Origin of the sequence: Agromyces protaetiae (assembly GCF_030866785.1) — a bacterium.
Classification (GTDB): Bacteria; Actinomycetota; Actinomycetes; order Actinomycetales; family Microbacteriaceae; genus Agromyces; species Agromyces silvae.
Genome location: NZ_CP133018.1, coordinates 1,244,613 through 1,256,170, shown reverse-complemented (window position 1 = coordinate 1,256,170; position 11,558 = coordinate 1,244,613). Strand labels below are relative to the sequence as shown.

At 70.2% G+C, this 11,558-nt stretch carries 12 protein-coding genes and 1 pseudogene; 9 read left to right on the top strand and 4 right to left on the bottom strand.

From position 1 onward, the window contains the following. Positions 1 to 23: 23 nt before the first annotated feature. Positions 24 to 1,574, top strand: coding sequence for a succinic semialdehyde dehydrogenase (locus QU602_RS05880; protein WP_308799304.1), 1,551 nt, complete (start codon positions 24 to 26; stop codon positions 1,572 to 1,574). Positions 1,575 to 1,620: 46 nt separating this feature from the next. Here the strand turns inward: QU602_RS05880 and QU602_RS05875 are convergent, their stop codons facing one another. Next, positions 1,621 to 2,007, bottom strand: a complete 387-nt coding sequence (locus QU602_RS05875) for a twin-arginine translocase TatA/TatE family subunit (protein WP_308799303.1) — start codon at positions 2,005 to 2,007, stop codon at positions 1,621 to 1,623. A gap of 105 nt (positions 2,008 to 2,112) precedes the next feature. Here QU602_RS05875 and QU602_RS05870 point away from each other — a divergent pair, with 105 nt between their 5' ends. Next, positions 2,113 to 2,745 carry an O-methyltransferase gene (locus tag QU602_RS05870; RefSeq protein ID WP_308799302.1) on the top strand — a complete coding sequence of 211 codons (633 nt, stop codon included), beginning with the start codon at positions 2,113 to 2,115 and terminating at the stop codon, positions 2,743 to 2,745. Positions 2,746 to 2,823: 78 nt separating this feature from the next. Here QU602_RS05870 and QU602_RS05865 read toward each other — a convergent pair whose 3' ends face one another. From QU602_RS05865 to dapE, 3 genes are all read right to left on the bottom strand, one after another. After that, the gene (locus tag QU602_RS05865) at positions 2,824 to 2,997 is read right to left on the bottom strand and encodes a DUF3117 domain-containing protein (RefSeq protein WP_067875042.1); all 174 of its coding nucleotides are present in this window, start codon (positions 2,995 to 2,997) and stop codon (positions 2,824 to 2,826) included. 93 nt (positions 2,998 to 3,090) lie between these two features. Beyond that, positions 3,091 to 4,335 carry a hypothetical protein gene (locus QU602_RS05860; protein WP_308799301.1) on the bottom strand — a complete coding sequence of 415 codons (1,245 nt, stop codon included), beginning with the start codon at positions 4,333 to 4,335 and terminating at the stop codon, positions 3,091 to 3,093. A gap of 18 nt (positions 4,336 to 4,353) precedes the next feature. Continuing rightward, positions 4,354 to 5,493: a succinyl-diaminopimelate desuccinylase gene (gene dapE / locus QU602_RS05855; protein ID WP_308799300.1), complete on the bottom strand. Its 1,140-nt coding sequence runs from the start codon at positions 5,491 to 5,493 to the stop codon at positions 4,354 to 4,356. A 56-nt stretch (positions 5,494 to 5,549) separates the two neighbouring features. Between dapE and dapD the strand changes: the two genes are divergently transcribed. The 7 genes and pseudogenes from dapD to QU602_RS05820 all read left to right on the top strand — a co-directional run bounded on the left by dapD (position 5,550) and on the right by QU602_RS05820 (position 11,550). Beyond that, complete coding sequence (dapD, locus tag QU602_RS05850) at positions 5,550 to 6,512, top strand: 2,3,4,5-tetrahydropyridine-2,6-dicarboxylate N-succinyltransferase (RefSeq protein ID WP_308799299.1); 963 nt, start codon at positions 5,550 to 5,552, stop codon at positions 6,510 to 6,512. A 48-nt stretch (positions 6,513 to 6,560) separates the two neighbouring features. Further along, positions 6,561 to 7,428, top strand: a pseudogene (locus QU602_RS05845) (IS5 family transposase). A 23-nt stretch (positions 7,429 to 7,451) separates the two neighbouring features. Then, a complete protein-coding gene (locus tag QU602_RS05840; RefSeq protein WP_308799298.1) occupies positions 7,452 to 7,823 on the top strand; it encodes a hypothetical protein in 372 nt (123 codons plus the stop codon). A gap of 164 nt (positions 7,824 to 7,987) precedes the next feature. Beyond that, positions 7,988 to 8,896 (top strand): ABC transporter ATP-binding protein, encoded by a 909-nt coding sequence (locus QU602_RS05835; protein WP_308799297.1) that lies wholly within the window; start codon positions 7,988 to 7,990, stop codon positions 8,894 to 8,896. A gap of 9 nt (positions 8,897 to 8,905) precedes the next feature. Continuing rightward, a complete protein-coding gene (locus QU602_RS05830; RefSeq protein WP_308799296.1) occupies positions 8,906 to 9,646 on the top strand; it encodes an ABC transporter permease in 741 nt (246 codons plus the stop codon). A 3-nt stretch (positions 9,647 to 9,649) separates the two neighbouring features. After that, on the top strand, positions 9,650 to 10,924 hold the full coding sequence (locus QU602_RS05825) for a sensor histidine kinase (RefSeq protein WP_308799295.1): 1,275 nt from the start codon (positions 9,650 to 9,652) through the stop codon (positions 10,922 to 10,924). Beyond that, positions 10,921 to 11,550, top strand: coding sequence for a response regulator transcription factor (locus tag QU602_RS05820; protein WP_308799294.1), 630 nt, complete (start codon positions 10,921 to 10,923; stop codon positions 11,548 to 11,550). Before QU602_RS05825 ends, QU602_RS05820 begins: the two co-directional genes overlap by 4 nt. Positions 11,551 to 11,558 lie beyond the last annotated feature (8 nt).

Here is an 11,558-nt window from a genome sequence, read left to right as displayed (position 1 = left end):
GTCAGGTGACCTAGACTGTGCGCATGCGAGCCCAGACGGCCTCACCCGACCTGTTCGCGAGCCTCATCGACGACGTCGTCGCGTCGGGCTCGGCGACCATCACCGTATCGTCGCCGCGCACGGGCGAGCCGCACCACGAACTGCCGCGCTCGAGCGCGGACGACGTGCGCGACGCGATCGCGCGGGGCCGGCTCATGCAGGTCGCCTGGGCGCGGGCCGGGTTCGCGCACCGGCGACGAGTGCTCCTCCGAGCGCATGATCTCCTGCTCGAGCGTGCCGACCAGCTGCTCGACCTGATCCAGATCGAGAGCGGCAAGACCCGCGGGCAGGCACTCGAAGAGGTCTACCAGGCCGCCTCCGTCACGCGCTACAACGCGCTCGAGGCACCCCGCGCGCTGCGCGGCCGGCGTGTGCGGGGCGGACTGCCACTGCTCGTCTCGACCCGGGTCAAGTACCGGCCGAAGGGCGTCGCCGGCGTCATCACGCCGTGGAACTATGCGCTGAGTCTCGCCGCGATGGACGTGGTGCCGGCGCTCGCCGCCGGGTGCGCCGTCGTGCAGAAGGCCGACGATCAGGGGGCGCTGTCGATCCTCGCGCTGCGCCGGGCGTTCATCGACGCGGGCGTCCCCGAGGCGCTGTGGGCGGTGGTGACCGGCGAGGCGTCCGAGGCCGGCGAGGCGCTCACCGACGACGTCGACTACGTCTGCTTCACCGGGTCGACCGCGACCGGGCGCCGGATCGCCGAGAAGGCCGGGCGCCGGCTCGTCGGGGCCTCGCTCGAGCTCGGTGGCAAGAACCCGATGCTCGTGCTCGACGATGTCGACCCCGCGCGGGCCGCGGCCGACGCCGCCTACGCGTGCTTCGCCGCCATGGGGCAGCTCTGCGTCTCGATCGAGCGCATCTATGTGCATCGCCGCGTCGCCGGGCCGTTCATCGCCGCCCTCGTCGCCCGCCTGTCATCGGCGCGCCTGGGGAACGCCCTCGACTACTCGAGCGACTACGGCTCGCTCGCGAGCGCCGCGCAGCTCGAGCGGGTGCGTGCACACCTCGACGACGCGATCGAGAAAGGCGCGACCGTGCTGGTCGGCGGCGAGCCGCGGCCCGAGGTCGGTCCGTGGGCCTTCGCCCCGACCCTGCTCACGGGTGTCACCCCCGAGATGCGGGTGTACGGCGAAGAGACCTTCGGTGCGATCGCCTCCGTCTACATCGTCGACAGCGACGAGGAGGCCGTGCTCGCCGCCAACGCGAGCGACTACGGGCTCAACGCCTCGGTGCTCACGAGATCGCCGGCTCGAGCCCGGCGCATCGCCGACGCGTTGGCGGCGGGCAGCGTCAACATCGGCGAGGGCTACCGCGGATCGTTCTCGTCGGTCGCCGCGCCGATGGGCGGCATCAAGGCCTCGGGCCTCGGGCGCCGCAACGGGCCAGAGGGCCTCCGCCGGTTCGTCGACCCCGTCACGGTGTCGCACGCGACCGGGCTGATGCAGCTCCCCCGGACGGGCGCGGAGTTCCGCAGCCTCGCCGGCCCGTTCCTGCTGCTCGCGCGCGTGCTCCGCGCGGTTCGCCGCGCCTGAGCTGGCGTGCATTCGAGCGACCCCGCCCGGCGGTGTCGCACGTCGGTCAGGTGGCTTCGGAGTCGAACGGAGCGGTCTCCCCGGCGCCGAGGGGCTCACGGGCCCGCTTGCGTTGCAGGTAGGCCGAGTCCTGATTCACCGAGCGTGCCACGACCGGGCGCTCGGGCTCGGCGAACGGGTCGGCGTCGGTCAGCGCCTCGCGGATGATCCGGCGGGGGTCGTACTGGCGCGGGTCGAGCTTCTTCCAGTCGACGTCGTCGAAGTCGGGGCCCATCTCCTCGCGCATTCGATCCTTCGCCCCGTTCGCGAGATCGCGCAGCGACCTGACGAGCTGGCCCAGCTTGCCCGCGTAGTACGGCAGGCGTTCGGGCCCGAGCAGGAAGACGGCGATCACCCCGATGATGAGGAGCTTCTCGAACGTCAGACCGAACACCTCTCAACCATAAACCGCAATGGCGCGGACGACGGCGGCGAGGCGCGCCTCGTCCTGGCCCGCACGCCCGTATTCTTGGGGCTTGAGCTGCAGGGGAGACGCCAGGTGTCCGAACACGACCTGAACTGGAAGTACGTCGACGAGTCCGTCGTCGAACACGACGTCGTCGTGCGCGCACGGCAGCAATCGCTCGAACTCGGGGTCGACCCGGTCTCGCCCGCCACCGCCGCGCAGCTCGCCGTCATCGCTGCCGCGACCCGCGCGGAATCGATCATCGAGGTCGGCACGGGCCTCGGAGTGTCGGGGCTCTCGCTCCTGCTCGCCGCGCGCGGCGCGATGCTCACCTCGATCGACACCGAGACCGAGTACCAGCAGCACGCCCGCCAGCACTTCGCCGACGCCGGCATCGCCCCGGCCCGGGTCCGGCTCATCGCCGGCCGCGCCGGCGAAGTCCTGCCGCGCATGAACGAGGCGTCCTACGACATCGTGTTCGTCGACGCCGATGCCGCGAACGTGATCGAGTACGTCGAGCACGGGCTGCGCCTCGCCAAGGCGAAGGGCAGCGTCATGGTCGCGCACGCGCTCTGGCGCGGACGTGTGGCCGACCCCGCCAGGCGCGACGAATCGGCGACCGCGTTCCGCACGCTGATCGCCGAGCTTCAGGCCTCCGCGGCCGTCGCCACGGCGATCTCGCCCGCGGGCGACGGACTCCTGCAGATCGTCAAGCTGGGGGCGTGACGGCGCCGGCACCCGGCCCCTGAGACGACAGACGCCTGGGCCGGCGCCGATGCGCAGGCCCAGGCGGTCGATCGGACGTCAGGCGGGGTTCACGACGCCGCCGAGCACGTCGTAGAGCTCCTTGGCCTCAGCGTCGTTCACCGAGACGACGAGTCGTCCCCCGCCCTCGAGCGGTACCCGCACGATGATGAGACGACCCTCCTTCACGGCCTCCATAGGCCCGTCTCCGGTGCGTGGCTTCATGGCCGCCATTGAGCTACCCCTTTCGTGGCTGAGCTTCCATTATCCCCCGCCGAAGCGGAGGCGGGGAAATCACGGGTGCAACATCGGGTGACGTATTGCGTGTCACGGCGGCGTCCAGTCGCGCCCGATGATGGCCCAGCACACCACGAGCCAGCCGAGCTGCAGCGCGAGCGACCCGATGACGAAGGTCCAGCGCAGCCATCGGGCGCGCGGCACCGCCAACGCACCGGCCAAGGGGAACAGGGGTGCGAGCAGCCGGAACGTGCTCGACTGCGGGAAGAACACGGCGAGCAGGTACAGCGCATAGCTCGCGAGCCAGAGCCGCAGATCGACGCCGAGCCGACGTACCCACGGCGCGAAGAGCGCGGCACCGAACGCAGCCACCAGCACCACGACCACGGCCCAGCTGCCCACCGTGCCCAGCGCATGCCCGAACCACCACTCGGCGCCCTGGAACCAGGCGGTGAACGGCACCAGGTCGCCGTAGCCGATGTACGCCGAACGCCAGGCGAGCTCGGTGTCGAAGTACGCCGCGAGATCCCCGGTCGCGATCCAGGCGATCGCGGGCCAGGCGAGTCCGACGACCCCGGTGAACACCGCGACGGATGCCACGACCATCCGCTCCCGCATCGGGAACGGGTCGTCGTGGCGTCGCACGAACCGCACGATCCAGTGCAATCCGAGCGTGAGTGCGAACGCGAGCGCGCCCGGCCGCGTGAACGCCCAGAGCGCGACGACGGGCACGAGCCACCCGTATCTCCGGTCGACGAGCAGCAGCAGCGCGATCGCCATCCAGAGGAACGCGAGCGACTCGGCGTAGCCGACCTGCATGATGGGCGCCACCGGCGCGACGCAGAACAGCACGACCGCGAACATCGCCTGGTCCGGCGCGAGGAAGCGTCGCATGAGCCGGTGGAACACGAGCGCCGCGCCGAGCCCGGCGGCGACGGAGACGAGCACCGACGCCACCTCCCAGCTCATCCCCGTGAGCGTGACCGCGCGCACCAGCCCCGGGTACACCGGCAGGAACGCCCACTGGTTCTCGGCGACGTGTCCGCCGTCGGTCAGCGGCAGGACGGCCGGGTAGCCGATCGCGGCGATCAGCTCGTACCAGCGGGCGTCCCAGATGTTCGCGTACTCGAAGTACCCCGGTCGCGCGTCGGTCCAGCCGTTCGGACCCTGCAGGTCGGCGAGGACCAGCAGGAAGACCGTGGTGATGGCACGCGCCCCCGCGTAGATGAGCGCGACGCGCGCCCACCACGGCAGCAGGCGCCATCGCACGCGCGGCGACCACCGGTGCGCGCGGAACGGATCCCGCTCACGCGGCGGAGCGTCGGCGGCGGACATCGGCGGTGCGGCGGCGGCTCAGGCCGTGCCCGTCGACGCCGTGCCAGTCGACGCCGTGCCCGCCAACCACGAGCGGAGCGCGCGTTCGCAGGAGAGGATCTGATCGGTCGCGACGCGCTCGTCGTCGGCGTGCGCCTTCAGCGGATCCCCCGGGCCGAAGTTCACGGCCGGGATGCCCATGGCGCTGAAGCGTGCGACATCCGTCCAGCCGTACTTCGGCCGGGCCTCGCCACCGACGGCGGCGACGAACGCCTGCGCGAAGTCGGCGTCGAGACCGGGGCGCGCGCCCTCGGCCTCGTCGACGACCGTCAGCTCGTACTCGGGGAAGAGGCCGCTCACGATGGCGATCGCGTCGGCGACCGTCCGGCTGGGCGCGAAGCGGTAGTTCACGTGCAGCATCGCCTCGTCGGGGATGACGTTGCCCGCGATCCCGCCCGTCACGCCGACGGCGTTCAGCCCCTCGCGATACACGAGCCCGTCGACCTCGACGTCCTCGGTCTCGTAGGCCGCGAGCCGCTCGAGTGCGGGCGCGAGCTTGTGGATCGCGTTCTCGCCGACCCAGCTGCGCGCCGAGTGCGCGCGCGTGCCATAGGCGCGCAGCTCGACCCGGAGATTGCCGTTGCACCCGCCCTCGACGCGCGAGTTCGACGGCTCGCCGAGGATCGCGAAGTCGCCCGCGAACAGGTCGGGGCGGTGCCGCGCGAGCCGGCCGAGGCCGTTCAGTTCGGCGGAGACCTCTTCGTGGTCGTACCACATCCACGTGATGTCGTAGACGGGCGCGACGAGCTCGAGCGCGAGCTTCAGCTGCACCGCGACCCCGGCCTTCATGTCGACCGTCCCGCGGCCCCACAGGTACCGCTCGCCGTCGATCGTCTCGTACCTGGTCGGCAGGTTCCGGTTGATCGGCACGGTGTCGAGGTGCCCCGCGATCACGACCCGCCGCTCGCGGCCGAGGTTCGTGCGGGCGACGACCGTGTCGCCGTCGCGCACGATCTCGAGGTGCGACGCCCCGGCGAGCGCCGCGACGATCGCGTCGGCGAGCGCGGTCTCGTCGCCCGAGACGCTCGGGATGTCACAGATCGCCTTCGTGATGGCGACCGCGTCCGCGGTCAGATCGAGCACGGGCACGGTCTCGGCGGGGACGGTCTCCTGCGGCATGCGCTCAGTCTACGGATGCCCCGTCACGCGACCTGTGGTCTCGATACGCTGGAGGCATGCCCTCGAACGACGCCGCCTCCTCCCCTGCCCGCCTCGCCTGGGGTCACGGCCTCGCCACCCGCGCGAGCGACGGGACCGTGCTCGACACCTGGTACCCGGCGCCCGCGCTCGGCGCACGGCCCGCCGACGCGGCGCCGCTCGACGACGACGTGCTCGCGCTCGCGGGCGCCGACGAGCGACGTGCGGTCACGGTGGAGCCGGTCACGGTCGAGATCGACCTCGATGCGCCGCCGGCCGGCACGTCGGATGCCTACCTGCGCCTGCACGTGCTCTCACATCTGCTCGCCGCGCCGAACACCGTCAACCTCGAGGGGGTCTTCGGGCATCTGCCGAACGTCGCGTGGACCAACGCCGGGCCTGTGCGCCCCGCCGACTTCGACCGGCTGCGCCCGGCGCTGCAGCGCGCGGGCATCCACGTGACCGGGCTCGACAAGTTCCCGCGCCTCCTCGACTACGTGACCCCCGAGCGGGTGCGGGTCGCGGATGCCTCGCGCGTCCGCCTCGGCGCGCACCTCGCGCCGGGCACCACGGTCATGCACGAGGGCTTCGTGAACTTCAACGCCGGCACGCTCGGCGCCTCCATGGTCGAAGGCCGCATCTCGCAGGGCGTGGTGGTCGGGGACGGCTCCGACATCGGCGGCGGCGCCTCGATCATGGGCACGCTGTCGGGCGGCGGCACCCAGCGCGTCTCCATCGGCGAGCGTGCGCTGCTCGGCGCGAACTCGGGAATCGGCATCTCGATCGGCGACGACACCATCGTCGAGGCCGGTCTGTACGTCACGGCGGGCACCAAGGTGGCGGTCGTCGGTGCCACGGGTGAGGCCCCGCGTACCGTCAAGGCCGCCGAGCTGTCCGGACAGCCGAACCTGCTCTTCCGCCGGAACTCGCTCACCGGCCAGGTCGAGGTGCTCGAACGCTCGGGCGCGGGCGTGACCTTGAACACCGCACTGCACGCCTAGGGCGTGTTGCTAAAGGCTGATCGGTGGCGTGCGGGTGAGGCTTGAGGTGTGTCGCGTACTGAGATCTCCGATGAGGCCTGGGCTGTGATCGGTCCGCTGTTCCCGATCCCAAAGGCGACCGGGCGTCCGCCGGTGGAACGGCGGGCGGTGGTCGAGGCGACCGCGTGGCGCTATCGGACGGGCGCGCCGTGGCGGGATGTCCCGGAGCGGTTCGGGAACTGGAACACGATCTACAAGAACTTCAACCGGTGGTCCGAGCAGGGCGTGTGGGCACGCGTGCTGGAGAAGGTGCAGTCGCTGTCGCACCAACGCGGCGAGCTGGACTGGGTGGCCTCGATCGACTCTACGGTCGTGCGTGTGCACCAGCACGGCGCAACTCTCACGCGGGACACAGGGGGCGCGGTCGAACTACAAGAAGTTCGGGGCGGAGCCACCTGATCACGCGATCGGCCGTTCCCGGGGCGGGCTGACGACCAAGAACCACCTGGCCTGCGATGGCAAGGGGCGGGCGCTGGCGTTCGTGCTCACGCCCGGACAGGCCGCGGATACGAGCATGCTCATCGACACGCTCGCCCAGATCCGCGTTCCGGGTCGCGCCGGCAGGCCGAGGTCACGACCGGACCGGGTGCTCGCGGACAAGGGCTACCTGTCGAAGGCAAACCGGGCCTGGCTGCGCGAGCGCGACATCGCCGCGACGATCCCCGAACGCGACGACCAGATCGCCCACCGACGCAAGAAACCCGGCCGGCCCATCGACTTCGGTCACGAACAACGGGAACGCTACAAGGGCCGGAACGTCGTCGAGCACTGCTTCAACAAACTCAAGCAGTGGCGCGGCATCGCGATGCGCTCAGACAAGACCGCCCGGAACTACCACGCCGCCCTCTGCCTCGCCGCGACGCTCCAATGGGTTTAGCAACACGCCCTAGGCGGAAGGTGGTGCGTAGTGCGACCTCGGCGGTCGTCGTGATCCTTGCCGGGCTGTCGTTGATCGTCGGCGGGATCGCATCCGGGTTGGAGTCGATGTCGCGCGCCTTCATCGCCGAGTACTTGGTGCTCCCTGAGACCAGTCCGGGTGGGTGCCGGATCGTCGTCGACGAACGGGCGGTCCTGAAGACCAGCGGCGGAGCCGTCGGCATCGTCCAGTCCGGGTCGATCATCGTCGATTGGAAGCGCAGCTACGCCGCGGACGAGATGCACCGGCCGTTCACGGGCCGCGGCTACACCCTCACGTGGAACGGCTCGGTGGCCGAGCTGAACATCCCGAACACGTATCGTTACACGAACGATCCGATCCGCTGCGACCTGTAGATCCTGGCGATATCAGGGGCCCGAAGAAGGATCCGCCGCAGATCGACATATCCGGTAGTGAACTTGCCATCAACCGATCGGTTGATTCACGAATCCGCCGCAGCCACTCAGCTGGAAGCCGCTCAGTTGATTCGGTGCGGCGGCCGTCGGCCGAGGCTCGAAGCATGGCAATCATCGAGGTGGACCGGCTGGTCAAACGCTACGGCGCGCACACGACCGTGAACGGAGTCAGCTTCTCCGTGAGAGAAGGAGAGATCTTCGGCATCCTGGGGCCGAACGGTGCAGGGAAGACGACCACGGTCGAATGCATCGAGGGGCTGCGCCCCCGGGACGGCGGGTCGATCCGTGTGTGCGGCATCGACCCGCAGGGCGACACCGGCGAACTCCGTCAACTGCTCGGCGCGCAACTCCAGGAGAGCGAACTGCCCGACAAGCTGAAGGTCGGAGAGGCGATGGAGCTGTACAGCTCGTTCTACCGCGATCCGGTCGACTGGCGGGAACTCATCGGCGCCCTGCACCTCACCGACAAGATCGGGTTCCAGTTCCGACGCCTGTCCGGCGGCCAGAAACAGCGACTGTCGGTCGCGCTCGCGATGATCGGGAATCCCAAGGTCGTCGTGCTCGACGAGCTCACGACCGGGCTCGACCCGCAGGCGCGTCGCGACGTCTGGGACCTCATCGAGACGATCCGCGACCGCGGCGTCACCATCCTGCTCGTCACCCACTTCATGGAGGAAGCCGAGCGGCTCTGCGACCGCATCGCGGTCATCGATGCCGGCAAGCTCGTGGCGCTGGACACCCCGGCCGGACTGATCGCGAAGGTCGAAGATCGGCAGCGCGTCAGATTCCGACCCACCCCGTCGTTCGACCACGGCCTGCTGACCGAGCTCCCCGAGGTCGACTCCGTCGAGCACGCCGGCGGTCAGCTCGTGGTCACCGGCACCGGCAACCTGCTGCTCGCGGTGACCACCACCCTCGCCCGCCACCAGATCGTGGCGGCCGACCTGCGGGTCGAGCAGGCCACGCTCGACGACGCTTTCGTCGCCCTCACCGGCCGACCGATCGAAGATTAGGAGACCGACGTGTCCGCGCTCTACCGACTCACCACCACCGAATCCAGGCTGTTCTTCCGCGAGCCGATCAGCGTTATCTTCGCGCTGCTCCTTCCACCGGTGCTCCTCGTCGTGCTCGGCCTGATTCCGTCATTCCGGGAACCGAACGAAGGCCTCGGCGGCCTGCGCCTCATCGACATCTACACCCCCATCGTCGTCGCGATCGCGATCACCACGCTGGCGATCACCGGACTGCCCCAGCAGTTCGCGACGTACCGTGAGAAGGGCGTGCTCCGCCGAATGCGGACAACCCCGGTCAGGCCCGTCGCCATGCTCGGCGCCCTGCTCATCATGTCGACGGTGATGTCCCTGTTCACGCTCGTGGCCGTGCTGGGCATCGCCCGGTTCGGTTTCGACGTGGAGCTGCCGCAGCTGCCGGCCGCATATCTGACCGCGTACTTGCTCACGGCGCTCGCGATGTTCGCTGTCGGGCTGCTCGTGGCTTCCCTGGCACCGAGCGGCGCGGCCGCGAGCGCGATCGGGCTCGTCCTGTTCTTCCCGATGCTGTTCTTCGCGGGGCTGTGGATCCCCCGCGACGCGATGAGCGATGTCCTGCGGACGATCAGCGATTTCACGCCGCTCGGCGCCGGAGTGCAGGCGCTGCAGGACGCCGCCGCCGGTGAGTGGCCGCAGCTGCTGCACGTGGCTGTCATGCTGGGGTGGACCATCGTCGCAGGCGCCCTGGCTGCGCGATACTTCCGCTGGGAGTAGACCATGAGCATCGAGGCCGAGCTGCGCGAGGAGTACGACCGCTGGGAACGCCGGGAGATCACCTACATCAAGGCGCTCCCATACGTGCTCCTCGCGATCAGCACCCTGATCACGCTCCTGCAGCCGCTCTGGGGCGGCCCGCAGGTGATCGCGGCCGCGCTCGGCCTCACGCTCGCTATGACCGTCTGGCTCGTCGGCCTCTACACGCTCAGCCCGAAGTGGCACCGGAACGCGCCACTCATGGGGCTCTACTACATCGGCCTCATGGTGCTCTCAGCCGCGCTCGTCGTCACCGCGCCTTGGTACGGCATCTTCGCGTTCGTCGGCTATCCGCACGCGTTCCTCTTCCTCCGGAGCGGATGGCGGTACGTCGGGGTCGCCGCCACCTCGGCGATCATGTCGATCTCCTATGTGGGCGGCATCGATCGGATCGACGATGACGGCTGGTGGCTGTGGGCGGCGATCAGCGTCGTGAGCACCGCGCTGGCCGCCGCGTTCTTCCGCTCGGCCACCGTCTCGGACCAGCACAGCGGCAAGCAGCGGGAGGCCTTGGCGGCGCTGCACCAGGCGAACGTGAAGCTCGAGGCGGCACTGGAGGAGAACGCGGGCCTGCACGCCCAACTGCTCGTCCAGGCGCGCGAGGCCGGGGTGCTCGATGAAAGGCAACGGATGGCTCGGGAGATCCATGACACACTCGCGCAGAGCCTCGCGGGCATCCTGACCCAGCTGCAAGCCGCCGAGCAGGTGCTCGACGACCCCTCCGCCGCCCGCCGCCATGTCACGACGGCGCTGGGACTGGCGCGAGAGAGCCTGATCGAGGCCCGCCGCACCGTCCACGCCGTCGAACCTCACGCGCTCGCTGAGGCGAAACTCCCCGACGCGATCGGCGAAGTCACCCGGCGATGGTCAGCGGCGCACGAGATCCCCGCGTCGTTGACGACGACCGGCGATCCGCGCCCGCTGCACGCCGAGGTCGAGGTGACCCTCTTCCGTGCGGCGCAGGAGGCGCTGAACAACGTCGCCAAACATGCCCACGCCGACCGCGTCGGCCTCACCCTGTCGTACATGGACGACCTGGTGACGCTGGACATCAGGGACGACGGCGTCGGCTTCGAGCCCGCTGCGGCTCGGCGCACCCCGGGCGGCGGGTTCGGTCTGGCGGGCATGCGGCAGCGCGTACAGCGACTCGCCGGTCGCCTCGACATCGAGTCGGAGCCGGGCGCCGGCACCGCGATCTCGGCCACCGTGCCGGCCATTCCCGCAGGAGGAGCGCAGTGATCTCACTACTCATCGTGGATGACCACCCGGTGGTCCGGGACGGCCTGCGCGGCATGTTCTCGGCAGACCCGCGATTCCGGGTCGTCGGCGAGGCCGGCGACGGTGCCGAGGCGGTCGCGCTCGGAGCGCGGCTCTCGCCCGACGTGATCCTCATGGATCTCCGCATGCCGGGCGGCGACGGGGTCACCGCGATCCGTGAGCTGGCCGAGCGTCGGGTGACGTCCCGCGTCCTCGTGCTCACGACGTTCGACACCGACAGCGATGTGCTGCCCGCCGTCGAGGCGGGAGCGACCGGCTACCTCCTCAAAGACGCGCCCCGCGAGGAGTTGTTCCGCGCCGTCGAGGCCGCAGCACGGGGCGAGACCAGCCTCGCTCCCGCAGTCGCCAACCGGCTTCTCGGGCAACTCCGCCAGCCCGCATCGACGACCCCGTCCAAACGCGAGCTTGAGGTCCTGGAGCTGATCGCGCGCGGCATGTCGAACCGTGAGGCCGCACGCCAGCTCTTCGTGAGCGAGGCGACGATCAAGACGCACCTGCTGCACATCTACGCGAAGTTCGACGTCAAGGACCGCGCGGCGGCCGTCGCCGTCGGATTCTCGCGCGGATATCTGTCGAGCACCTCTTAGGCCGCGCT

Coding starts and splice junctions, on each gene's coding strand:
- QU602_RS05880 (WP_308799304.1), top strand. CDS start 24: ATGCGAGCCCAGACGGCCTCACCCGACCTGTTCGCGAGCCTCATCGAC.
- QU602_RS05865 (WP_067875042.1), bottom strand. CDS start 2,997: ATGGCGGCCATGAAGCCACGCACCGGAGACGGGCCTATGGAGGCCGTG.
- QU602_RS05860 (WP_308799301.1), bottom strand. CDS start 4,335: ATGTCCGCCGCCGACGCTCCGCCGCGTGAGCGGGATCCGTTCCGCGCG.
- dapE (WP_308799300.1), bottom strand. CDS start 5,493: ATGCCGCAGGAGACCGTCCCCGCCGAGACCGTGCCCGTGCTCGATCTG.
- dapD (WP_308799299.1), top strand. CDS start 5,550: ATGCCCTCGAACGACGCCGCCTCCTCCCCTGCCCGCCTCGCCTGGGGT.
- QU602_RS05835 (WP_308799297.1), top strand. CDS start 7,988: ATGGCAATCATCGAGGTGGACCGGCTGGTCAAACGCTACGGCGCGCAC.
- QU602_RS05825 (WP_308799295.1), top strand. CDS start 9,650: ATGAGCATCGAGGCCGAGCTGCGCGAGGAGTACGACCGCTGGGAACGC.